The organism is Acidovorax sp. GW821-FHT10A04 (assembly GCF_059415825.1).
Map to the genome: position 1 here is coordinate 621660 of NZ_JBWKNZ010000001.1, position 23579 is coordinate 645238.

Consider the following 23579-nt stretch of genomic DNA (forward strand, 5'->3'; position numbering starts at 1 on the left):
CCTCCGCAGCACTGGGTTGTGCCCCGGCTGGCGGAACCTGGGGGACATTGAACGCGGGCACTATCTCCTGGGCCGGGGCTGCCAGGGGAGGCAGGGCCTTGCCCGGCCGTGCGGCGGGTGACGCCGGGGACTGTGCCTGCGCGGCCGTTGCCGCGCACATGGCCATTGCGAGCAGCCACACCGTGCGGGGCATTGAACCCGAAGGGGCGGATGCTGCGCAGGATTGGGCAGAAAAATGGTAGTGCCGCCTACGCTGTGCCATGGGCTGTGAGTTGGGCCGCCTGGCTGTCTCCCGGTTCAGGCGGGTGCTCGGCCGCCAGGGTGTCCAGGGGCACAGCATATATATGGTGGGGTACGCGCAGGCCTTCCAGCAGGAAGGTGCCCATGGACTGCAGGTGCTGCGTTTCCGGCGCGCCGCGGCCATCGGTCCGCGCACCCAGGGAGAACTGTCCACCCAACTGCGCCGCCATGCCCTCACCCACCAGGATGGGGTGGGCGAGGTCCACCGTCAGGTCGACCAGGCGGCTGGCAATGGTGATGGTGCGGCCCATGACCGTGTGGGTGCGGCGGCTGGCCAGGCCGAAGGACCCCACCATGGCGGGGCCGGTTTCCAGGCCCAGACCCAGGCTCAGCGGCTCCAGGCCGGCGGGGGCGGGGTCGGGCAGCAGCTTGAAGGACTCCGTGAGCAGGTCGAGCGCGGCGGCGACAGCCTGTCGTGAATGGACCTGCGCGTGCTGGTCATCGGCCGTTGAAGGCGGGGGCACATCGTCTGCACCATTCCACACGGCAACAACGGCATCGCCCTGGAAGGACTCGATGACGCCACCGTGCGCCTGCACGATGCGGCTCGCGGCAGAAAAGAAGGCATGCAACACGGCTGCGGCCTCTTCCGGCGGACGGGCTTCGCAGTAGGCCGAGAAATTGCGGATGTCTGCCAGCAGCACGCTGACCTGCCGCGTGCTGGCGCGGATGGCGCTCGATGGCGGCTGCAGCGCCAGTGCGGCCGCCACGGGTGCCGGCAGGTAGCTGGCCAGGTGCTGGTAGAGGCGGTCCCGCTCGCTGCGGCTGCGGGCATGCTCGATGGTGCCGGCAAACACCCCGGCCAGCAGTACGAAGACGGCTGGCAGCAGCCAACCCACCCACACATCGGCCAGCCACAGTGCCAGGGCATGTGCCACCACCAGCGCCACCGCATAGGCCAGGGCGGCCACGGGCAGCAGGTACACCGGCATGCGCAGCATGGGCGAGGGCGTGGGTGCCTGGGCGTCGCGCGCAGCCGCCCCCCCCTGCCCGGCCAGCCGCACCAGCAGCCACAACAGCAACGCACCCAGTGCGGCGGCGATCGCCTGCAAGGGCAAGGCGGCGCGCGGGGTATAGGGTGTATGCCCGTCCACCAGGGCGCTCAGGATCTGGGCGTGCGCAAGCAGCCCGGCACTGGCACCACTGTAAGGAGTGGCGATGGTGTCGTTCATGCCGAAGGCGCTGGCACCCACGAGCACCCAGGCGCCGGTCATGATGTCGGTCGGCACACGGCCCGCCAGCACGTCGGCGGCAGGAATGCTCACGAAACTGTCGGGGTGCAGGCGCCAGGCCACCCGCATGTTGCCTCGCTCATCCAGGGGCAGTGCGGGCAATGCCTGGCCGGCGCTGCCCAGGGTCCAGGGTGCGTCCCACCAGCCGCCGCGCTGCAGCAGCAGGCTGGTTTCGGAGGTGGCGCGCAGCAGCGAGGCGATGGCCAGCGAGGGGTAGGACTTGCCTTGCCAGCAGATGATGGCCGGCTGGTGGCGCACCACGCCATCGTCTGCGATGCGGGGGCTGATGTGGCCGGTGCGCCCCTGGGGCATGTCACCGAGGGCCGCCAGCGCGGGGAAATTGGACAGGTGCCCCAGGGCTTCCGAGAAGGGTGCCGGGCAACTGGCCCAGTCCAGCGCACCCGCGGGCTGACCCACGCGCGGCGCCGCCTGCTCGCTGAGCTGCGGCAACCCTGTGCCGGGGCCGGATGCACCCAACGCAAAGACCTGGGCAAGGACCGGGCGGTGCTCGGCCACGGCGGCGAGCAACGACGCGTCATCGTCACGTGGGTCCGTGAAGACCACGTCCAGGATTTGCTCGCGCGCCCCCATCTGGGCGATCTGCTCGATCAGGCGCGCCTGCGTGCTGCGCGGCCAGGGCCAGGGGCCGACTTCGGCAAGCGATTTTTCGTCGATGTCGACGACGAGGACACGGCGCTCCTCGGTCTTCTGGGAGCCCAGGCGCCAGACCCAGTCCCCCACCCGCTCTTCAACCGCCTGCAATGCAGGGCCGAAGAGCAGCGATAGCAACAGGCTGACAATGGCAGCGGCTGCCAGTCCTGCCAGCAGCGCCCGGTGTCGTCCTACCGGACGTCTGTCCGCTGGCGGCTGGCGTGGCGTCAATCAGCGCCCCCAAAGGGTTACGCCGCTGAGCGAGCCCTGGGACAGGGGTTTCTCGAAGGCATAGGCAGCCTCGGTGCCGTTGGCATTCAGGTGGCCCGTGAGGTTGGCATTGGATGCGGTGGGGACGAACTGCCCTGTGGCATTGACATTGCCCGAGGCCTGGATGTTCTGCGAGCCCACGCTCTTGCTGGCCATGTACAGCGAGGTATTGAACAGCGAGCGGCCGAAGTCCACCTGCAGGGCCCCGCTCTGCACTGCCACCGCCTCGATGGCGGTTTGCGCATCCTTGTAGAACTGGGCGCTGGCATTGGCCAGGCGGAAGTTGACCACCCCTTCCTGGGGCAGCTTGCCCTGGGCGTCCGGATTCTGGAAGAGCGCGTAGGACGGGTTGCCGATCACCCGGTTCCAGCCCGATTTCAATGCGGTTTCGTAATCCACCACAAAGCTGTCGCCCTCGGCGCGCGAGGTCCAGGGGTTACGAGCCCATGCCAGCTGGGTCACCTGGGGTGGCAGCACCGGCACCGAGGGCTCGACCACGGAAGGTGGCGGCGCAGGGGTAGGAGCAGGTGCGGGCGCAGGGGGCGGTGGAGGCGCGACCGTCACCGGGGGTTCCGGTGCCGGTGGGGGCGCCACGGGCGCCACTGGTGGGGTATAGACAGCCACTTCCACCGCCTTTTGCTCGCTCGTGAGCGACTTGACGGGTGTGGGCTCGGCGCGCAGGTCGTCCAGCGTCTGGGGTTGCGGCTTTTCGGTGCGCGCGGTGATTTCCACGGCACGGGCATTGCGTGTCACGGCGTCGGTGGCCACCAGCAGGGGCGTGGCATCACGGCGGCTGTACTCGAGGATCTTGCCCTTCATGTCGTCCGACAGCAGCTTTTCATGGCCGCTGATGCAGGGACCGACGCTCGCACCGCAGCCGCTGTTGGCCAACGGGGTCAGGGTGATGGCGCCGGTGTACACCGATGCAGCCGTGCGCTCCATGTCCGATCGCACGACAAAGTCCGTGCCCTTGACGCCAATGGCGGCCACGGGGGTGTTCAGGCGAAAGCGCTCGCGCGCGGCCTCGCCCCAGCTGCCGGTAATGGAGCGCACCACGCCTTCATCGAGGCGGAACTTGATCGCCCCCAGCTGCGGCTGCTGCGCAGAATGGCTGTAGCTTTCGATGTGCAGGCGGCTGGCCGGCCGCACGCTGAGGCGACCACCGTCCACAAAGCGCAGGTGCACATGGCCGCCGGCCTTGGTTTCGATGCGGTCGCCGACACGCACGGCGGCGCCACGGTCCAGCACGCGGCTGCTGCCGTCTTCCTGGAGAATGGCGGCCGCCCCGATGACAAAGGTGGCTTCACCCACGACAGCACCCAAGGGTTGCCCGGGTGTAGAGGCAAGCGCGAGGCCACCCATCCCCATCAAGGGGAAGGCTAGGCAGGCGGCAATGGGGTGCAATCGGTGGTTCATGGTGTGCCTTTCGGACAGCAGAGAATGCCTGGCGGCGCCAAAACAGGCGCAGGCCAGGAAATAGCTCTGGTCCCTATTTTCGCTCATGTCTGTTTCACAGTGTGTGAGCACGGTCACACACCACTTGCCGCAGCACTGGCAATATGCTGGGAGCGTTGCCAGTGGTGTAATGCCGCAATGCGCTGCTTGGCGCAGCCCGGCAAACATCCCATGGGTGCATGGCACGATCCAGCCCTGGATCTGCATCTCCTGGCGCCCGTTGGGCGCCGTTTTCAGCGGCTTCGTATTATCGGCTCAAGCCGCGTTTTTCCCTATCTATGCCCGTTTCCGTTCAGTTGTTGAGCCAGTTCCCTTTGCTGCAGCCGTTGGCGCGCGAAGCCCTGGAACCACTGTCGGCACGTATGGCGCTGCGTTCTTTTGCCCGCCGGGCCATGGTGATGGGCAAGGAAAACCCGACCCAGGAGCTGGGTTTTCTGGTGGAAGGACGGCTGCAGGGGGTCGATTTCACGGTGGACGGCCGCAGCGTAGGCATGTATTTCGTGGATCCGGGGGATTATTTCGGCGAGCTGGCACTGGTGGATGGCAAGCCGCCCTCGGAATTCGTCATTGCCGCGGTGAAGTCCACGGTGGCATTTCTCGACGGTGCCGCAGCACGCGAGCTGATCCTGGGGCACCCCGCGCTGGCACAGGCCGTGATGACCCGGCTGGCGCAGCGGGTGCGCACGGTGATGGCGCAGCGCACGCTGCTGAGCCTTCCCAACCCCTTTCAGCGGCTTTGCGTATTGCTTTTACAATTGCCGCAGCGCCCGGTCGACGGGGTGGCCGAGGTCGCACAGGCCCCCACCCACCAGGAGTTGGCCATCATGATCAACGCCAGCCGGGAGACGGTTACACGGGCGTTCCAGGTGCTGTTCCTGCACAAGGTGCTGGTACGGGAAGGCAACATCCTCAAGCTGATGCAGCCTGAGCTCATGCGCGATATTGCAGAAGGACGCGCAGACCCTCCCAAAGCCTGACACCTCCTGCCATGGGCGCCTCTACCGGATCGCCGCTGGCGCTCTCTCTCGTTTTACGGTTATTGCCTTGAGATTCCTTCTGTCTTATCTGTGGCCCTGGCGCCATCTGTCCCTGGTGCTGCAACTGGCGCGCCGCGAAGTGCATGCTCGCTACCGGCAGTCGTGGCTGGGCATGGTGTGGGTGGTGCTCACGCCGTTGCTGATGCTGGGGGTCTACACGCTGGTGTTCCGCCACGTCATGCGTGTGCGCTGGCATGGTGGCGTAGACGAAGGAAATCTGGCCTTTGCGCTGCGCATCTATGCGGGCCTGGCCGTGTTCGGCTTCTTCGCGGAGTGCGTGAACCGCTCGCCCAACCTGGTGCTGGAGCAACCCCACCTGGTCAAGAAGGTCGTCTTTCCGCTGGAGATCATGCCCTGGGTGAACGCGGCCAGCGCCTGCGTGGGTTTGGCGGTATCGGCGCTGCTGCTGGTGGGCATGGCGGTGTTGAGCGGCCATGGACTGACCATCACCGCCCTGGCACTGCCCCTGGTCTGGCTGCCGCTGCTGCCGCTGGTGCTCGGCCTGGGTTGGTTCCTGGCCGGAGTGGGCACTTATGTACGCGACGTGGCGCAGCTGCTGGGCATGGTGGTCGCTGCATTGATGTTCCTGAGTCCGATCTTCTTTCCGGTGGAGGCCCTGCCCGAGGCGGTGCGCCCCTGGCTGCTGCTCAACCCGCTGGCCTGGGTGATGACGGGCACGCGCGAGGTGCTGCTCAATGGCCGTTGGCCCGACTGGCAGGCCCTGGCCGTGTTGTTGGCCGCCTGCACTGCCGTGGCAGCGGCAGGCGCAGCCTTCTTCCACAAGGTTCGCACGGGGTTTTCCGATGTCGTTTGATAGCCCTGCAGACACCCTCCAGACCCTGGCCATCGAAGCCCGCGGCGTGGGCAAGCGGTTTTCACTGTTCTCACAGCCCAGCGACCGCCTCAAGCAGCTTCTTTGGGGCCGTTACAAGCAGTACAGCCGGGATTTCTGGGCACTGCAGGATGTGAGCTTCGACATCCGCCGCGGCGAAGTGGTGGGTCTGGTGGGCCGCAACGGCGCCGGCAAGTCCACGCTGCTGCAGATGGTGTGCGGCACGCTCACCCCCACACACGGCACGTTGGCAGTGCGCGGGCGCGTGGCCGCGCTGCTGGAGCTGGGCGCCGGTTTCAGCCCCGATTTCAGCGGGCTCGAGAATGTGTACATGAACGCCGCCATCCTGGGCATGGGCCGGGCCCAGGTGGACGAGCGACTGGACAGCATCCTGGCGTTTGCCGACATCGGCCAATTCATCCACCAGCCGGTCAAGACCTATTCCAGCGGCATGTTCGTGCGCCTGGCATTTGCCGTGGCCACCAGCGTGGACCCGGACATCCTGGTGATCGACGAGGCGCTCTCGGTCGGCGATGGCGCCTTTGCGCGCAAGTCCTTCGACCGCATCATGGACATGAAGGACCGGGGTGCGACCATTCTGTTCTGCTCCCACTCCATGTACCACGTGCAGGCCCTGTGCTCGCGCGCGCTCTGGCTCGAGGGCGGGCGCATGCGCATGTGGGACGAAGCACCCAAGGTGACTGCAGCCTACGAGACCTCGCTGGTGATGGAGGACGCCCCCCTCAGAGAGGGCGACGCCAGACCAGCCCATGCGGATGCCGCCACGAATGCGATGGCAGACAGCTTCGAGGCCGACTCCCTGGCCCACGGCGCCAAGGTGCGCAAGGCGCCCGACGGCACGGCCGTGATCACCGATATCCAGGCACTGGCCGACGGCGTGGCCGGGCGCGAGCTGGCCATCCACTCCGGCCGCACGACGCTGGAGTTGCGCGTGCAGTTCGACAGCGACCCGGCCCTGCCCTGCCCGTCGGTGGCCATCGGCATTGCCCATGCCAATGGCACGGTGGTGGCCAGCGCCGGCAGCGCCAACGACGGCGTGGAGCTGTCCCGGGACGCCGTTGGCTCTGGCATCGGCACCCTGACACTGCCAAAGCTGCCATTGCTGCAGGGCGACTACACCATCTCGGTGATCCTGGCGTGCGAGCGTGGCCTGCACCCGTATGAGATCGTGGAGCGCGCCATCACGCTGCGCGTGGTGCAGACCGGGCTGGAGCAGGGCCTGGTGAGCCTGCCCCGCCAGTGGAAGGCCAAGGTGGCGGCATGAACGCAAGATCCTGGTACGCAGTCAACCTGGGCCCCGCCGAATCACCCGAGGTGCGCGCCCTGTTTGCCCAGGTGTTCGGCTCCAGCATGAGCGATGCCCTGTGGCAATGGAAGTACGCGGACGGCCGGGGCCAGGCCACCGGCACGCGCGACCACGAAGGCAAGCTGATCGCACACTACGGCGGCACGGCCCGCACGCTGCTGTGGGACGGCAGGGAACGCGCCGCGGTGCAACTGGGCGACGTGATGGTGATGGAGCAGGCGCGGGGTGTGCTGTCGCGCAACGGCGCCTTTGCCACGGCGGCCCAATCGTTCTTGCAGCAGCACATCGGCGCGCAGACCCGCTTTGCCATTGGCTTCGGCTTCCCGAACGAGCGCGCCGCCCGGCTCGGCAAGGCACTGGGTCTTTATGAAACGCTGGGTGAGGTCCTTGCCCTCGCGTGGCCCAGCCCGCCAGCCGGCCACAACGGCGGCAAGCTTCGCCTGTGGGCAACAGCGCCGCTGGACTGGACCGACCCGCACACGCAAGGCCGGCTGGACACGCTCTGGCAGGCATTGCGCAGCGACGCGCAAGGCTTTGTCTTGCCCCGGCGCGACGCCAACTGGTGGCGCCACCGTTTCGCCCGCCACCCCGATGGGCCTTACCAGGCCTGGTGGGTGCGCCACCGGCTCACTCGGCGCATCCTGGGCGCGGTGGTCCTGCGACCGGGCCCTGGCACCTGGGAAATCGTGGACTGGCTGGCACCCTTGCACCACACCGCAACCGTGCTGGTGGCTGCCCGCGCCCTGGCGGCCTCTGCCGGCGCAACGGCGCTCACCGGGTGGTTCAGTGCACCGCTGGCGGCGCGACTGGGCGCCATGCCGGCACTGGCGGACGCCAGTTCGCAACTGGCATGCACCAACTGCGTGACGGTAGCCCGCGACCCTGCGATCACCGGCGATCTGCTCCAACGCCCCTGGTGGCTTACCGGAGGGGATACGGATTTTCGCTAAGCTTGGCCCTTGAGGCCTGCGCGCAGCGATCGGCCCTCTGTTGGCCCCTGCGCTGATTTCCACGATGATGGACAAGAGCCCCCTGCAGTGGGCCCGTGCCAATCCTTTTTACCGAATTTTATGAACAGCGCACACGAAGTTTCAGATTTTTACGCACAGAACCGCGATTACTGGATCGCTCTGGGCAGCAAGGCCGCCGCAGCGCCCACCGTGATGCTCAACTTCGGCTATTGGTCGGATGGCGTGAACCACCTGTACGAGGCACAGCAGTCGCTGGTGCACCGCATCATCGCCTCCATTCCCAAGGACGGTGCCCAGGGGGTAGAAGTGGGCTGCGGCATCGGCGGCATCAGCATCAACGTGCTCAAACAGTTGCCGAACGCGCGCATGACGGGTGTGGACATCGCCGAAGGCCAACTGGCCCTTGCGCAGGCCAATGCCAAGGCCCATGGGGTGCTGGACCGCTTCCAGGCGCAGCAGGGCAATTCCATGGCCTTGCCGCTGCAGGACAACGCGTTCGACTTTGGGCTGTGCATCGAGTCCTCGTTCCACTACGACGACAAGCCTTCGTTCTTCGGTGAGATCTTCCGCACCTTGCGGCCGGGGGGCTACGCCGTGGTGGCCGACATCACCTGCTCGCGCGTGGAAGGTGTGCGCTTTCGCCAGGGCAACTACTACGAGAGCGCGGAGACCTACCACGCGCTCATCCGCGATGCCGGCTTCGAACTGGTGTCGACCGAAGACATCGGGCCGCAGGTGTATGGCCCGCTGTACCACCACGTGCATGAATTCAATGCCGGCCAGCCCGGCAACCGCAGCCGCATCTCCAAGTACTGGTCCCTGGTGCTGAACAACTACCGTGAACTCGCCCAGGACGGTGACATGGGATACCACATCTTCGTGTTGAAGAAGCCGGAAGCCCCGGCACCAAGCCGTTGAAGCAGTTTCCGCGCTGGCTGTCGCGGGGCGTGGCGCGGCTGGACTACGGCCTGGTGCTGCCTCTGCTGGCGCGGCTGCCGCGGTGGCTTGCCCGCCCGCTGTGGATACTGCGCGGCTGCATCAACTATGCGATGGACTGGGACTGGCGCACCTTGTCGCTGGGCCACGGCTATGTGCGCGAGGCCACGCAGCACGCCATGGCGCAATTGCGCCTCCAGGCCCAAGAAGGCACGCTGCCGCGCCGGCTGACGCTGCGGCGCTTCGTATGCATGTCGCGCGAGGAGGTCGAAGCCGCCAGGCTGAGCCATCTGGACCGCAAGAACATCCAGGCCAGGATCATCGGGCTGGAAGCGCTGCTCAAGGCGCGCGACAGCCAGCAAGGCGTGGTGCTCATGACGGCGCATTTCGACAGCCTCTACGTGGGCCTGGCGGCACTTGCCGAAGCCGGCCTCACGGTCAACCTCATGTCCACCAAGCTCACGGACGATGCCATGGTGCCGCCCGCCATCAGCCAGCACTTTGCCACCAAGGCGGTGGCACTGAACCGGCTGCTGGCCCCCGGGCGGGTGACGCACTTCGAGGACAGCATGCGCTTCTTCGTGAGCGCGCTGCGCCGCGGAGAGATCGTGGTCATCGCCTGCGATGGCCCCTCCACCTCGCAGGACCGGTCGCAGCCCGTGGACTTTCTGGGCGCACAGCGCCGGATGGCGTCGGGCCCGCAATTTCTGGCCCGGGCGGGCCATGCGCCGCTGGCGCTCTACACCTGCCAGGAGGGGCCGGGCGGGCACTTCACAGTGGAGGTCACCGAACCCGTCACCCTCGAAAATGGCGGCTTGCAGCAGGCCTACTCGGCACTCGAACGCCATCTGCTGGCCCATCCCTGGCAATGGTGGGCGGCCGACCTGTACCGCACCTACGTGGCCGCCGAGGCCACGGGCGCATGATGGCGGCTGGTGCCGCTCCAAGGATTGTTGACCGTGTCTGATTTTCTGTTTGTCAGTGCCGTGAGCAGCTTCGACATCGTGCGCGAGCGCTTGTTGGCGTCCCCCTGCATGGCGGCCGGCCGGCAGCCGCTGGTGCTGCGCTGGAACGCCCCGTCCGCAGCCCAGGCGTTCAACGCCGTGATGGACTCCCGGCCCACACAGGAGTGGGTGGTGTGGGTGCACCAGGATGTGGTGCTGCCCGGGGGCTGGGACAGCTTGTTCGCCCAGGCCATCGCACAGGCAGAGCAGCAGCTGGGGCGCCTGTCCGTCGTCGGAACCTACGGCGTGGTGGGTGCAGGAGAAACCGCCGTTCACGCAGGCCACGTGCTGGACCGCGGCCAGGTGCTGCGCGGCGCGGCCCCCCTGCCCTGCCTGGTGGACAGCCTGGACGAACTGCTGGTGGCCGTGCGCAGCGACAGCGGCCTGCGCATGGACCCGGCGCTGGGTTGGGATTTCTACGCCACCGACCTGGTGCTGCAGGCCCAGGCGGCGGGCCTGCAGGCCGCCGCCGTGGATGCGTTTTGCGAACACTGGTCCAACACCCCGCAGCACCCGCCCCTGCCCCGCCCCACGGCGCAGCGCATCGCGCGCAGCGGAGCGGCGTTCGAGGCCAAATGGGAACAGCAATTCCCCCTCACAACCACCTGCGTGGCCATCCACCAACGTGGTGACGTGCGCGCCCTGGCGCAGTCGATGCTCGCGGCCGATGCACAGCCCCTGGACCAGGACACGCCATGACACCCATCGCACTGGTCATCGTCTCCACCGCATCGAGCCCGTTGTCGTCGGAAGAATTCCGCTACGGCTGGGACCAGTTGCACCGCATGTTGCCCGCGCCCACGGTGTGGCAGGAGATGCCCGAGCCGGCAAGTCCGCAGGCGTGGAGCCAGGCGCTGGAGCGGGCATCGGCCGCCGCACCGCTGGAAGAAAATGCCCGCGTGCTGCTGCTGCGCCATGGCCATGTCATGGTGGGCCCCGACGTGCTGGACCGGCTGGGCCGTGCGCTTGACGGTGCGCAGGGTACGCCCACGGCCGTACACGCATTCGACCCGGGCTTTCCGCCCGCCCTGGGCCCCGACTACTGCACCGTGCGTGGCATGGAGCGCTACCTGGGGCAACTGGGGACCAGCGAGCTCCCACTGCTTGCAGACAGTGGCCAGCATGTACCACTGGTGACGCTGACCACCGTGGCCGCCGTGCGTGCCGGCACCGTGCGCAGCCAGGCCCAATGGGTGCCCGGGGCTTTCGTGCACGACTTCGCCAGCTACCACCAGGCACGGCGCGAAGACATGCTGCCCCTGCTGCCTGCCGGCGTGGCCCGCGTGCTGGACGTGGGTGGCGGAGAGGGGGGCTTCCTGCAGGCGATCAAGGAGCTGCGCGGCTGCGAGACCCACCTGGCCGAATATTCGGAAGAGGCCTGCCGCACCGCGCGCACCCAGGTAGACCATGTCTGGCAGGGTGATTTTCTCAGCCAGCCGTTTGCCGGCTTGCCGAACCAGGGCGACGGCGCATTCGACTGCATCAGCTTTCTGGATGTGCTGGAGCATGCCAATGACCCACAGGCCTGGCTGGCCCGTGCCCGGGGCCTGCTGGCGCCGGGTGGATCCGTCCTCATCTCCATTCCCAATGTGGGCCACTGGGGCGTGGTGGCCGACCTGATCGAAGGGCGCTGGGACTACTGCCCGCTGGGCATCCACTGCGTGACCCATGTGCGCTTCTTCACCTGGAAGACCCTGCAGGATTTGCTGGCGACTGCAGGCTTCCAGGTAGAGCACCTGGAGCGCGTGCAGGTGCCAGCCCCCGAGGACTGGGCCCGCCACTGGGCCCAGAGCCCGCGTTTGAAGGCGGATCCAGAAAGCTGGAATACCTATGCCTTCCTGGTGCGCGCCACGCCCCTCCAGGAGGGTCCATGGGCCTGAGCTGCTGCGCCATTCTGGTGAACTACCGAGATGCCGCCGAAATTGTGGCGGCCGTGGAGTCCGTGCTGGCCGATGCGCCCGGCATCGAGGTGCGCGTGGTCGACAACAGCGATGACGACAGGGAGTGGGCCTTGCTGCAGTCGCTGCTGCCGCCGTCCTTGCACTCCCACCGCGCTGACGGCAACATCGGGTTTGGCCGCGGCTGCAACCTGGCCGTGCAGGCCTCGTCCGCCGACTGCTTTTTCCTGGTGAACCCCGATGTGCGCCTGGTCAGGGGATGCACTGCGGCACTGGTAGATGTTCTCGCCCGTGACGCCAGCCTGGGAGCGGTCGCACCGCGGCAGTTCCTGGATGCAGCCCTGCAATGGCGCCTGCCGCCCAGTTGGTTGCCTACCGCCGTGCGTGCCTGGGCCACGGAGCGTGCCCGCAGGGAACCCGCCATCCGGGACCGGGTCCGCCACGCCACGGGGGCCGAGGCCTTGCGCGCCTGGCAGGCCCGGCATGCTCCATTGCGCCAGCGGGCGTTGTCGGGCGGCGCGGTCATGGTGCACCGCCGTGTTCTGGACGCGGGGGGCGACCTCTTCGACCCACGTTTCTTCATGTACTTCGAGGACTCCGACCTGTGTCTGCGCTTGCGCCGCCAGGGCTGGGGCATGGCCATGGCCCCCGAAGCGCAGGCGGTGCATGCCTGGCGCAATGCACCCCACAAGCAGGGCATGATGGAAGCTGGGGCCGCCATCTATTTCGGCAAGCACTATGCAGGGGATCGCTGGCTTCACAAAGCCCACCAGTTGCAGCACGTGCCGCCCGGTCCGCTGGGGGACCTGGAGCAGCCGGGCCAGCGAACAGCCGACGGCATCGAGCTTGAGGTACCCACAGCGCTCCAGCAGGGCTGGGTGCTGGAGTTGAGCCCCGATCCCTTGCGGCAGATCGGCGTTGGGCACCTGGGAACTGGAGCACGGGCATTCGCCTCCTACCAGACGTTGGCGCATTTCGGAGAAAGCGCGGTATTTGCGCGCTTGCGCAGCAGCTGCCAGGAGCGCAACGCAGGGAGGAGCGAAGTGCTGGCCAGGTTCCATCCGCCCTACGGCCCACCCCAGGAGGCAGGAGCGCACCCATCGGCCTGAGTGGCACACGCTCGCCGCAGGACGACACATCCTGTAGCGCCGAGGCCACCCGCCACTCTGCGAAAATCCAGCCCACGGACAAGGAGGACATGCAGCAATGCGGTCCTGCGCCTTGTCATTGCGCAACACTTCCCTGCGCCATCCGCCCTGCCGGGCGGGTCGCTGCAGCATCACTTGTTTTTCGCCGGGCCCGCCTGGCATTTCGATTTCTTGGGAGTGAGTACATGCCTACTCTTGGTTTCCTTTCTGCCCCCGCGGGCCAGCCATCGCCATGCACCTTGGCGCTGGCGATGGCCGCAGCAGGCATCGCCCTCAGCGGGCAGGCATGGGCGCAGGCTCCACAGGGCACAGCCCCCGGGGTGCCGGTGCGCCCAGCGCCTGCGGCAGCGGTCCCAGCTGCCACTGCGCCGGCCGTTGCGGCGCCGGTAGCTGCAAATCCCGCTCCCACCTACATGGGCGCAGCCAACCCTTTCGATGCCCAGCGCAAGGCATGGCCGGACCGCGTGCCGCCCGTGCCGCCACCACCACCGCCACCGCCACCTGCCGTGGTCACCGACCAGGATCTGCAGTTGTACGGCGTGGTGATTGCAGGCAGCGTCAAGATGGCCAATGTGCGCCTGGGGCCACGCTTCGCCAGCGCCGCCACGGAGGGGCGTCCTTTCTCGACCTTCCGTGAAGGGCAGGCACTGGGCGAGTTCACCCTGAGCCAGGTTCACCCCACCCATGTGGTGCTGTCGGCGCCCGGGGGGCAGCAGAGCATCTATTTCACCAAGAAGATGGACAGGGCGACCGGCCCCGGGGCGCCCGCCCCTGTGGCCCAGAGCCCATCGCCCGTTCAAGGCGCCACGCCCGTGGTGCAGGCACCCGCCGGAGATCCGGCAGCCGCCCAGGCGGCTGCCGCTGCACCTACCTCTCCTCCGGGCACGGGCACCGCCCAGGTGGCCCAGCAGCAGGCAGCAGCAGCCCCGGCCCCCGCGCCGGCTGCCAACTCACCGAACGCGGCCAACACGGTGTTCAACAGCCTCTCCGAGGCACTGAATGCAGCGCGCAACAATGCCAACATGCAGCAGAACCAGGGCGCCAACCCCTTCCAGGTTCCCACCGTAAAGCCATGAAACCCAGGCCGCGCGCTGCTCTCAAGGGGCTGTGCGGGGCCTGCGGCACTACATAACCTTGGTCTGCCTGGGCGACCTGACCCTTCCGTCAGTTGCGCTCCCCAAAGAAAAAGGCCCCGAAGGGCCCTTTTTTTGTCTTCGAAAGGCTGCGCCTTTACCAGATCTTTCCTTTGCTGATGAAGGAACCGTTGCTGTTCTTGTAGCCGAAATAGATTTCGACGTTGAATGCACGCAGGTCATCACTCGTCAGGTCGAACGAAGGCGAAAATTTGAGGCTGGTTGCTGAGGGGATCTGGCTGGAGTACGCAACCGTCTCGGGATTCGGCAAGACCAGTTGGGCCCACGAGTCGGCCTTGCGGAAGAACCAGACGTCCGTCGTGAAGAAGAGGCCATTGGCAGGAATGCGCGCTGCAATCCAGACACTGGTCTTCTCACTGGTGGCCACCGCGGTACTTGTCTGCTCCAAGGTGACGTCCAGCTTGAGAGGCTGACCGGCCGCCGACGTCATGGTGGTTGTGACCGTACCGGCCGTAGGGGCGGGAGTCGTCGGAGTCGTAGGAGTGGTCGGTGTCGTCGGAGTCGTAGGGGTGGTCGGCGTCGTCGGAGTCGTAGGCGTCGTCGGCGATGCAGCATCCACGGGATCCGGGAACGGGCTGGTGGTCCAGGATATCTTGGCGTAACCAGCCGCGTACTTGGGCATGTCCACGTCGATGGCGCCCTGGTAGTCGTAGAGCGCGGCGCCGCTCAGCTGGCGCACGTAGAGCCACTTGCCCTGGTCGGTGCTGCTGCGGTTGGCATCGAGCTGGCCGCCCACAAAACGCAGGGTACCGCCACCATCGTGCACGACGAAGTGGTCGACATCTTCATTGATCAGGCGCGCAAACGAGGTGTCGATGCGCTCGTTGACTTGGGCAACCGAGTACTCGCCAGCGCTCAGGGGTGCGACGCGAGTCGGCTCCTTGCCGTAGCGCAGCACGAAGGCCGACTGGGTGCCTTGGGCAGCATAGCCCGAGAACAGGAACGAACGGGAGCCTGCGGGAATATAGACCTTGAACTCCTGGCTTTGCATCTGGAAGCCAGTGAACTCGGGAAGGGAAAGGGAACCACCACCGGGGAAGGCGCAGCCGCCGGTGCCAAAGCCGATTGCACAGCCTGTCACACCCGTAGGATCGTACTGCGCCTTGAAACCGACCTTGTTGTCAAAGGTGTAGTTGAAAGTGCCGGGCGCCGGAGGCAGGGCGATCTTGTGCGAAGACTGGTGCATCGACACAAAATTCGCGGCCTGGGCGAACGTGCCCATCGCAGCCAAAAAAATAACAATTAGATACCGCATTGCATCCACCCAAAAAAAAAAGGCCGCGAGCTCTCGCCGGCGGCCTTTTTACTAAAGTCGCAACTTCTTAGTTAGAAGGAGCGTAGTGCCACGTGACTTCTGGGCCAATCGTGTTGATGTAGGTAACGATGCCAGGACCGCCGGACTTGCCCAGGTTCACAGAAGGAGCCGAGGTTTGGCCAACGGAAACCGTTGGGTTGGCGTAGCGGACGTTAGCCCAGCCAGCGGTGAACGAACCCACGCTGATCTGGCTGCCGAAAGCCAGCCAGTCGTGTTCGAACACGCTGGTGACCGATGCGGCTGGCAGAGGCGAGATGTTGAACGCTGGACCTTGGATGCGGTTTTCGCTGTAGTCGAACACGTCAGCCGTGATAGCAACCTTCGTTGGGAAGGGGTACTGACCGCTGATGACGTTACGGTACGTCAGCTTCGTGGGGAACGTGAAGGACACCAGCGAAGATTGCGTGCCGCCGACCACGTAAGGAACGACGAACGAGGTCTTCCACAGTGCGTCTTCGATGTCAGCAACCGTAGCTTGCGAGCGTGGAGCGCCCAGGCTGGAGTCAACACCGATGTTTTGCTTGATGCGGTTGTTGTAGTCAGCCAGTGCCAGGGTAGGCAGCGAAGCGTTTTGGCCGTTCAGCGGGTTGGAGATCGACAGGAAACCGGCCAGCACGTTAGGCGTGTTGGTGTCGGCAACCACAGCTGGAGCAGCGTCGAATGCAGCCTTGATAGCAGCCTTGGACACGCCAGGAGCGTTAGGAGCGATGTCGAATGCTTGCGATTCGATGATCGTGATGTAACCAATGTTGGTCAGAGGCGAACGGCCTTCGCCAGCACCGCTCACGATCACTGCTGGGGTAGCAGCGGACGCGAAGCTGTTGGAGTTAGGCAGCAGGATCGAATCGTCGCTGGACGTCACGACCGAGCGGGTCGTTTGGCCATTGGCACCGGCAGCTTGGCTGGCCAGGGTACCGACCCACACGTCGCCAGGCGACAGGTAGATCAAGAAGTCAAGACGTTCTTCGGAGCGCTCGTTGTCGTGAATCACGACCTTGGCAACCACGGACTGCGTCAGGCTCGTGTTGATAACCTTCAACTCACTTTGCCATCCCCCACCGATGAAATACGAGGGAGCGACCAGCAAATCACCCAAACCAGCGTGATTCACGGTCACAGCGTTTGCAGCACCAGCAGCGAGCATGGCGCCCATTGCTACAGCAAGAAGTTTCTTCTTCATCACAGATTTCTCCATAAAAATTAAAAAAAGCACCTGAGCAAGCCCACACTCATAGCTTTACAAGTTTACACCAGATACTTCAACAATCCGCCCCGCGTACACAATCTAGACAAGCGGACTCTATGGACTGTTGATTCGCATCCTACACAATCGCCCCCCGGTTTGCGCAGGGGGGCGTAGATAAAATGTGTTTGGTGTCACAACTAGGGCGATGGATGTTGCACCTCTGCAACAAGCGCCCGTTGTCCTTTTCCGGTGCCCGACACGGCAAGCCTGCGGCCTGCCCCCTCGCGGCACAGCGGGCCGGCGGCACGACCACCCTGCCAGCCCGACAGGCGTTCTGCCCGGCCTTGCAGGCGATCCGTGCCACGGCCCCTCATCATCAACGCGACTTCAGGACCGCGTCGAGGTTGACGTGCTTCCACTGCCCGTCCACCTCCAGCCAGATATCGGAGTCGCGGACAGTGACGTCGGCCTTCTTGCCGGTCGGATCGGCCAAGGCCCTTTCCACGTCGAGGATGACATGCTTGCCATCCAGGGTCACATCATGCACCTTGAAGGATTTCAGGGTCCAGGCCTTTGCGTGGTAGTCCGCATAGAACTTTGCATCCGTCCGGCCGGGGTCGATCCCATGCTCCAGCTCGTAGCGCAGGCCCCAGTTGCGGTCCAAATGGGCTTGCCAATAGCGCTTGAAATTGGTAAGCACGCCCATCTGCGCCAGCTTCGACTCCAGAGCCGCAGACTCGAAAACGACGTTCAGCGGCTTGGACGGGGTCGAGGCCGTACTCGGCGCGGCTGTCGCGCTGCCTGCCGGCTGCGAGGTAGCGCAACCGGCCAGCCATGGCAACACCGCAACCATGGCAGCGGCAAGCGTGATCTTTTGTGCAAAATTCTTCATGCGTGTCTCAAGATAGTGTGGAAGTTCAATGAGTTGCCGGTAGGCGACTCGTGGGGGATACAGGCTCCTGCAGCGCGTGAAAGAGCACCAATGGGATATGGGCGACCTGCTGATAGTTCACATTGATGGTGCGGTCCGCACCATTTCCGCGCAACGCCTCTGCCGCCAGCAAAACGAACGGAGCCGAGACCGCGAACGAGCTGTCGGTCTGCGGAACCGGCGTGCTCAGGCAGTGCATGGGAGGCATCATGTCATCGCACCCCAGGACGGCATCGTAGTCTGCCATGATGGCCTCTGTGCCAGGACGCATCTTGGCGAGTGTGAACATCTCCTGCAGGGCATTGAAGGCGAGCGTGGTTCCCTCCTGCAACACCAGTCGGTATTGGCCACGCCAGGGGTACGAGCCCTCAGGATCCGTCCGGGAGACGATGGTCAGCCGTGAATCCAGCCGGGCAAAGTCCTCCATGGCCCTGCGCACCGCGGGTGACTGATCAGGGTGGCCCAGCAACAGCAACTCCCAGCCCGAATAGGTTTGGCGCACCAGCGAAAAGAAGGTGGCGGTGAGCGCAGCCACGTCGAATGGCTGCACCACTGCCGAGACGAAGGGTGCAGCCACCGCCCGGGCGGGGGCTGCCTGAGCGCTCTGCGCCGCGCCTGCACCGGACAATGAGCGCCAGCCATCGCGCATGAACCGCCACATGCCTGGCGGCACCACGGCGCGCACCATGTTCTTGGCATGGAACAGGGCATGCGCCCGCCGCCCGGCACTCAGGGGCGCCTCTTCGCCGGCATCGGCGATCAGGCGGTAGTACTGCGCCATGTAGCGCGACTGGTCGTTGGCGAGCAGATGGTGCTCGCGCACCGTGGTCAGCTCCGAGCGCAGGCGCTCCAGGTCCGTGCGCGCGGCGGCCAGCTTGCGGTCCAGATCCGTGGCCACGACCGGGGACACGCCCTCCATCGCAGGGGATGCGGACGACGGCAAGGTCTTGGGCGGGTTGATCGCACGAATCGAAACCCCTGCCGCCAATGTCCGCAGGTGGTGTTCAGGCAGCGCGCCGAGCGCATCCATGATGGCGGCGTCCTGCGGCTGGGCTGCACCCGTGCCCGCCCGCTGCAGGGCATCGACGACGTCGCCCAATGGGGTGGCACGCAGCAGCGCCGCAGCCTCGGCCGGCAGGCGGTCCAGGTACACGCCCATGAACCAGCTCAGCGACCACTGCGGATGCTGGTGGGGCTCCACCCCGCTCCAGCGCAAGTCGAACTCGCGGAACCACTCGCGCAGGCCAGTCTCGGTGGCGTTGTAGAAATGGTGGGGATAGCCGTGCTCGGGTTGCAGGAAGGCGGTGTCGATCTTGACCACCCCGCCCGGCTTGAGCACGCGGCGGATTTCCTCGACCGCAGCCTGCGGATACTGCAGGTGCTCGAACACCGCCTGGCTGATCACCGCGCTGAAGCTGTTGTCGCGGAACGGCAACCGGTCCGCGGAGCCGACCACGTCGGTCATCGGGTAGCGGAAGATGTCGATCTGCACCACGTTGTCCCAGCGCTGCAGCTTGCCACCCGCGCCCAGGTCCAGCACCCACCCGTCCTTGTGGTCCTCGATGATCCTCTGCGATTCCTGGCTGTAAGGGTGACGCGAGACCGGATCGTCCACCGATGCCTCGCCCGTCCCCGCCTCCTCGATGGTTTCCGGCAACAGCACGGGCACCCCATTGCGCAGCGGGTAGGCCGTGCCGCACCCACCACACACCATCCGGCTCTCATGCTGGTTCAGTCGTGAGCCGCAACGCGGGCAGGCAAGCAGCGGCAACAGGGAATCAAGTCGGCTCATACGATGGATTCAAGGAAGGAAACGGTCACGTGGCAAAGGGTGGCGACGAGCGCCGCGTCAGACAACCCGGGGAGGCCAGGCCAGCGAGAAGTCTTCGGCGTCGATGGTCAGGTTGGGGTTGTAACAGGGGTCGTTGGCCAGCAGGGCGGGCCAGCGGGTCTGCAGGATCTTCACTTCCGAGTTGAACCGCTTTTGCTTCTCCGGCGTGTCCTCGTAGCCACGCGAGACCGACTCGTGGTGGATCAACTCGGCATACGGTGTCCAGTGGTTGCGGTAGCCCGCTTCACGCACGCGCAGGCAGAAGTCCACGTCGTTGAATGCCACGGCCAGGGTTTCATCCAGGCCGCTCACCTCTTCATAGATCGACTTGCGCAGCAGCAGGCAGGCCGCCGTCACGGCCACGAAGTCCTGCGCCAGCACGGCGCGGCCCATGTAGCCGTGCTGCCCCCGCGCCAGCAGCTTGTGCGCATGCCCCGCCACGCCGCAGACCAGCACCACGCCCGCGTGCTGGATACGGCCATCGGGGTACCACAGCCGGGCGCCCACGCAGCCCACGCCGGGCTCCAGGGCCGGGCCGACCATCTCGTCGAGCCACTCGGGGTGGGTGGCCTCGATGTCGTTGTTCATGAGCAGCACGAACTCGCCGCGCGTGGCCTCGTGTACCGCCCGGTTGTTGATGGCCGAGAAGTTGAACGGGCCGTCGTCGCGCAGCACCCGGATCTGTCCCGACGCCGTGCGCTCGGCCAGCAGCTGCAACGAAGCGGCTTCGTCGCTGCCGTTGTCCATCACGATGATTTCGTAATTGGGATAGCGGGTCTGCACCAGGCTGTCCAGGCATTGGCGCAGGATCTTCTCGCCATTGCGGGTCGGGATGACGATGCTCACCAGCGGCGGGTTGGCCGCAATGCCCCAGCGCACGCGGTACATGCCGGACGCTTCGGGCGCCTCCAGCACCTCGCCCTGCAGGCCGCGGCGCTGCAGGTGCTCCTGCAGGGCGCGCCGGCCGGCCTCGAAGGCATAGCTCTTGTTGCCGTGGCCCGAGGCCGTGCTGCCGGTTGCCGTGCGCCAGTGGTACAGGATCTGCGGCACATGGAGCACAGCCGCGGCATCCACGCTGTCGATGGCGCGCAGTGCCAGGTCGTAGTCCTGCGCCCCTTCGAAGCCCACGCGCGGGCCGCCGAGTTCGCGCATGAAATTCGCGTCGTAGACCGCGAAGTGGCACATGTAGTTGTGCGAACGCAGCAGGCCCAGGTTGAAATCGGGCTTGAAGTAAGGGTCGAAGCGCCGACCGGTCTGGTCGATCTTGTCCTCGTCGGAGTACAGCACCTTGCCCTGCGGGTTGCGCGCAAAGGCCTGCATGGCGCGCAGCAGCGCATGCGGCGTGAGCTCGTCGTCGTGGTCGAGCAGGGCGATGTACTGGCCGTTGGCCAGGGCGATGGCCGTGTTCGTCGCCGCCGAGATATGCTGGTTCTGTTCGTGGAAGGCCAGGCGGATGCGGGGCTCCTCGGCCGCCGCCGCCTCCAGCAGCGCGCGCGTGCCTGCCTTGGTCGATGCATCGTCGCAGATACACAGCTCCCAGTGCGGGTAGACCTGGTTCTTCACCGAGGCAATGGCGCGGCCCACGTCCTGCGGATCGGGGTTGTAGACCGGCATGATGATGGAGACCAGGGCCTTGCGCGGCAGCTCGGCCGCCTCGGCCACCAGGCGCGAGAGCTTGACCGGGTCCATGGTGTCGTATTTCGCCACCCAGTCGGCATAGCTGCGTGGTGCGGCACCGGACACCGCGTCCGGCACCGGCGCTCCGGTATCCAGCGCTTCCGACCCATGGCCAGAGCCATGCAGCATGCGCCGCAGGCGCTGGCGCACGCCCTGCACACCCTGGGTGCGCAGGACCGACACCGTGCGCTTGACCAGGTGCGGCAGGCCCACACCCCGGCTGCGGGCCACCGAATAGGCCGCCACGACGCTCCGGGCGTAGCGCGGCAACCGGACCACCAGGCGCAGCGGGCGGGTGATCTTCCAGGAGCGCGAGCCCGTCACCAGGCGCAACTGGTGCTGCGTGCCGTCCAGCATGGTCTGCAGGTTGTGCGCATGGTTGCGTGCCAGGGCGATCTCCGCCCCCAGGGCGGCGGCAGAAGCCTCCAGGGAGCCGATGTGCGCCTGGGCATCGGTGTACAGGCTCAGCACGTTCGCGCCATGCTGGTGGGCCAGGTCCCGCTCGCGCACCACGGCATGGAGTTCCACGATGGTGGCATCGCGCTCCTGCTGCACCACGTCGCGCGCGGCGCAGGCCAGGTCATGCGCCTCGCCCAGGTGGTGCGCATCCTGGCGGGCCTTGTCCGCTGCCTGCATGGCGTCCATGGCGCGCTGCTGCTGGTCCATCAGGTCCTGCGTCAGCCGTTTCACGTCCTTGCCGCGTTCGGCCAGTTGCGACAGCACGCTGCGCCGCGACAGTGAGCGCGTGACCAGCTCCTCGAAGGTCTGCTTCGACTGCAGCACCTGCCACTTGGCATAGAGCTGCGCCGTGGCATCGGCTGCGCGCTGGCGATCGGCCTGCACACCCTCGCCTGCCCCGGCATGGATGCGGTAGGCCGCCGAGACGCCGGGTACAAACTCGAACGGCGTGCGGCTTTCCACCTGCAGCCAGAAGTCCCAGTCCTCGTACAGATCGAAGCGCTCGTCGAAGGCCGCGCCGCCGGCCTGCACCAGGCTGCGATGGAACAGCACCGAGTGGATGGGCATGAAGTTGCCGTAGCGCAACTCGCCCGAGGCGTAGGGGAACTGGAAGATCTCGCCCACCGGCTCGCTCTTCGCATCGACGCACTCCACCGCCGTGTGCACCGCCTTGACCGTGGTGCTCTGGCGTACGGCCAGCACCAGCTTGGCGATGTGGTCCGGGTAGAACCAGTCGTCGTCGTCCAGGAAGATGAGGTATTCGCCCTTGGCCGCCGCCATGCCGGCATTGGCCGCCAGCGCCCGGTTGAGCTTCTTGCCCTGTGAAACCAGGCTCACGGGCACCGGTCCCTCGGCCCACTGGGTGCCGGGCAGGCCATCGCCGGCAGCATCCACCAGCACGATGTCCAGGTGCGGGTAGGTCTGCAGCGCCACGGAACCGAGCGCCTTGGCCAGCGTGGGCCGGCCCATGGTGCGCACGATGACCGATACCAGCGGCATGTCCTGCGGGAGCACGGCCACGCCGCGGCCCAGCAGGCGCTGCTTCTCGCCTTCGATCAGCAGCGGCCCCCCGGCGCGCAGATCGGCCGAGGTGTAGCTCTCGAAGGCCTCGGCATATTCCGCGGCCGGGAACAGCGTGAGCGCGCGGAAGCGGTTGAGCGCGGAGATGAAGCTCGCATAGGGCAGCTTCTTCTCCTGGCTGGCAAAGACCTGCATGGCCTGCTGCTTGAGCGACCACGCGGGCGTGATGTCCAGCAGCCGGTTGGGCCGCAGGGGGGCACTTACTTCATACAGGTGCAGGCTCACGCCTTCCAGGCGGCGCACCGCCTCCAGGGCGCACAGGGCGGTTGCACGGTGGTCGGGGTGCAGCTCCCAAGGGGAAGGGGCGTACACCGCGTCGGCACCGGTTTCGGCGATCGCCTGGGTGATGCGGCCCACCAGGGCTTCGCCGTAGCTGATCTCGCGGTCCGGCAGGCCCCAGCACTGGGGCGGCGGCAGGCCCAGCACGCGGGCCGCCTCAGCGCTTTCGGACAGGCGGGTTTCGGCATAGCCTTGCCCGGCCTCGCCCTGCTCTCCGTGGCCGCCCGCCGTCAGCAGGATCACCTGGACGGAGTGCCCGGCCTGCAAGTGCCCGGCGATCGCACCGCCGCATCCGAACACCTCGTCGTCTGGGTGGGGCGCCAGTACGAGCACGCCACCTGGGGCAGGAGGCACAGGGGAGGCGTGGTAAGGAATGATCTCAGCCTCGCTAGGGTGCATGTTGTGCATTCAGATCAGGAAAAGGAACGTGGGGACAGTCTGGAGCGCGTGGAAACCGGGTGCATCCGCAAAAAAGGCGCACACACGACAATGCGCAGCCTTCGTTGCCGAAGGGCCGCGGCGGTTGCCAGGGCTGAGACCAGGTCTGTGGGATTTTTTGCCAGCCGACCGCCTGGGCGGGCTGCTGGGCAGGTCTGCAATTCTATA

General features: G+C 66.3%; 17 protein-coding genes. 10 read left to right on the forward strand and 7 right to left on the reverse strand.

Annotated elements, in window-relative coordinates; genetic code table 11:
- Positions 1–248: 248 nt before the first annotated feature.
- Positions 249–2321 (reverse strand): CHASE2 domain-containing protein, encoded by a 2073-nt coding sequence (locus AC07PF_RS02795; RefSeq protein ID WP_494610818.1) that lies wholly within the window; start codon positions 2319–2321, stop codon positions 249–251.
- A 93-nt stretch (positions 2322–2414) separates the two neighbouring features.
- Positions 2415–3764 carry a FecR family protein gene (locus AC07PF_RS02800; protein ID WP_494610819.1) on the reverse strand — a complete coding sequence of 450 codons (1350 nt, stop codon included), beginning with the start codon at positions 3762–3764 and terminating at the stop codon, positions 2415–2417.
- A 422-nt stretch (positions 3765–4186) separates the two neighbouring features.
- Here AC07PF_RS02800 and AC07PF_RS02805 point away from each other — a divergent pair, with 422 nt between their 5' ends.
- From AC07PF_RS02805 to AC07PF_RS02850, 10 genes are all read left to right on the forward strand, one after another.
- On the forward strand, positions 4187–4885 hold the full coding sequence (locus AC07PF_RS02805; RefSeq protein WP_158279151.1) for a Crp/Fnr family transcriptional regulator: 699 nt from the start codon (positions 4187–4189) through the stop codon (positions 4883–4885).
- 67 nt (positions 4886–4952) lie between these two features.
- On the forward strand, positions 4953–5759 hold the full coding sequence (locus AC07PF_RS02810; RefSeq protein ID WP_007851915.1) for an ABC transporter permease: 807 nt from the start codon (positions 4953–4955) through the stop codon (positions 5757–5759).
- Positions 5749–7062 carry an ABC transporter ATP-binding protein gene (locus AC07PF_RS02815; RefSeq protein WP_494610820.1) on the forward strand — a complete coding sequence of 438 codons (1314 nt, stop codon included), beginning with the start codon at positions 5749–5751 and terminating at the stop codon, positions 7060–7062. Before AC07PF_RS02810 ends, AC07PF_RS02815 begins: the two co-directional genes overlap by 11 nt.
- The gene (locus AC07PF_RS02820; RefSeq protein WP_494610821.1) at positions 7059–8054 is read left to right on the forward strand and encodes a GNAT family protein; all 996 of its coding nucleotides are present in this window, start codon (positions 7059–7061) and stop codon (positions 8052–8054) included. The genes AC07PF_RS02815 and AC07PF_RS02820 overlap by 4 nt, the downstream gene beginning before the upstream one ends.
- 120 nt (positions 8055–8174) lie before the next feature.
- A complete protein-coding gene (locus AC07PF_RS02825; protein ID WP_007851920.1) occupies positions 8175–8993 on the forward strand; it encodes a class I SAM-dependent methyltransferase in 819 nt (272 codons plus the stop codon).
- Positions 8990–9937, forward strand: coding sequence for a lysophospholipid acyltransferase family protein (locus AC07PF_RS02830; protein ID WP_494610822.1), 948 nt, complete (start codon positions 8990–8992; stop codon positions 9935–9937). Before AC07PF_RS02825 ends, AC07PF_RS02830 begins: the two co-directional genes overlap by 4 nt.
- A gap of 33 nt (positions 9938–9970) precedes the next feature.
- A complete protein-coding gene (locus AC07PF_RS02835) occupies positions 9971–10714 on the forward strand; it encodes a hypothetical protein (RefSeq protein ID WP_494610823.1) in 744 nt (247 codons plus the stop codon).
- Positions 10711–11895: a class I SAM-dependent methyltransferase gene (locus AC07PF_RS02840; protein ID WP_494610824.1), complete on the forward strand. Its 1185-nt coding sequence runs from the start codon at positions 10711–10713 to the stop codon at positions 11893–11895. Before AC07PF_RS02835 ends, AC07PF_RS02840 begins: the two co-directional genes overlap by 4 nt.
- Positions 11886–13022, forward strand: coding sequence for a glycosyltransferase (locus AC07PF_RS02845; protein WP_494610825.1), 1137 nt, complete (start codon positions 11886–11888; stop codon positions 13020–13022). Before AC07PF_RS02840 ends, AC07PF_RS02845 begins: the two co-directional genes overlap by 10 nt.
- Before the next feature lie 452 nt (positions 13023–13474).
- The gene (locus AC07PF_RS02850; RefSeq protein WP_494610826.1) at positions 13475–14137 is read left to right on the forward strand and encodes a hypothetical protein; all 663 of its coding nucleotides are present in this window, start codon (positions 13475–13477) and stop codon (positions 14135–14137) included.
- A gap of 154 nt (positions 14138–14291) precedes the next feature.
- Here AC07PF_RS02850 and AC07PF_RS02855 read toward each other — a convergent pair whose 3' ends face one another.
- The 5 genes from AC07PF_RS02855 to AC07PF_RS02875 all read right to left on the reverse strand — a co-directional run bounded on the left by AC07PF_RS02855 (position 14292) and on the right by AC07PF_RS02875 (position 23327).
- A complete protein-coding gene (locus AC07PF_RS02855; RefSeq protein WP_494610827.1) occupies positions 14292–15437 on the reverse strand; it encodes a hypothetical protein in 1146 nt (381 codons plus the stop codon).
- A 100-nt stretch (positions 15438–15537) separates the two neighbouring features.
- A complete protein-coding gene (locus AC07PF_RS02860) occupies positions 15538–16710 on the reverse strand; it encodes a hypothetical protein (protein ID WP_494610828.1) in 1173 nt (390 codons plus the stop codon).
- Positions 16711–17092: 382 nt separating this feature from the next.
- The gene (locus AC07PF_RS02865; protein ID WP_494610829.1) at positions 17093–17608 is read right to left on the reverse strand and encodes a hypothetical protein; all 516 of its coding nucleotides are present in this window, start codon (positions 17606–17608) and stop codon (positions 17093–17095) included.
- Positions 17609–17633: 25 nt separating this feature from the next.
- Positions 17634–19418: a methyltransferase domain-containing protein gene (locus tag AC07PF_RS02870; RefSeq protein ID WP_494610830.1), complete on the reverse strand. Its 1785-nt coding sequence runs from the start codon at positions 19416–19418 to the stop codon at positions 17634–17636.
- Between the two features lie 78 nt (positions 19419–19496).
- Complete coding sequence (locus AC07PF_RS02875; RefSeq protein ID WP_494610831.1) at positions 19497–23327, reverse strand: glycosyltransferase; 3831 nt, start codon at positions 23325–23327, stop codon at positions 19497–19499.
- Between the last annotated feature and the right edge of the window lie 252 nt (positions 23328–23579).

Excerpts from the sequence above, each read along its gene's own strand:
- AC07PF_RS02815 (WP_494610820.1), top strand. The coding sequence starts at position 5,749 with ATGTCGTTTGATAGCCCTGCAGACACCCTCCAGACCCTGGCCATCGAA.
- AC07PF_RS02845 (WP_494610825.1), top strand. The coding sequence starts at position 11,886 with ATGGGCCTGAGCTGCTGCGCCATTCTGGTGAACTACCGAGATGCCGCC.
- AC07PF_RS02805 (WP_158279151.1), top strand. The coding sequence starts at position 4,187 with ATGCCCGTTTCCGTTCAGTTGTTGAGCCAGTTCCCTTTGCTGCAGCCG.
- AC07PF_RS02820 (WP_494610821.1), top strand. The coding sequence starts at position 7,059 with ATGAACGCAAGATCCTGGTACGCAGTCAACCTGGGCCCCGCCGAATCA.
- AC07PF_RS02855 (WP_494610827.1), bottom strand. The coding sequence starts at position 15,437 with ATGGGCACGTTCGCCCAGGCCGCGAATTTTGTGTCGATGCACCAGTCT.
- AC07PF_RS02850 (WP_494610826.1), top strand. The coding sequence starts at position 13,475 with ATGGGCGCAGCCAACCCTTTCGATGCCCAGCGCAAGGCATGGCCGGAC.
- AC07PF_RS02860 (WP_494610828.1), bottom strand. The coding sequence starts at position 16,710 with ATGAAGAAGAAACTTCTTGCTGTAGCAATGGGCGCCATGCTCGCTGCT.
- AC07PF_RS02825 (WP_007851920.1), top strand. The coding sequence starts at position 8,175 with ATGAACAGCGCACACGAAGTTTCAGATTTTTACGCACAGAACCGCGAT.
- AC07PF_RS02865 (WP_494610829.1), bottom strand. The coding sequence starts at position 17,608 with ATGAAGAATTTTGCACAAAAGATCACGCTTGCCGCTGCCATGGTTGCG.
- AC07PF_RS02840 (WP_494610824.1), top strand. The coding sequence starts at position 10,711 with ATGACACCCATCGCACTGGTCATCGTCTCCACCGCATCGAGCCCGTTG.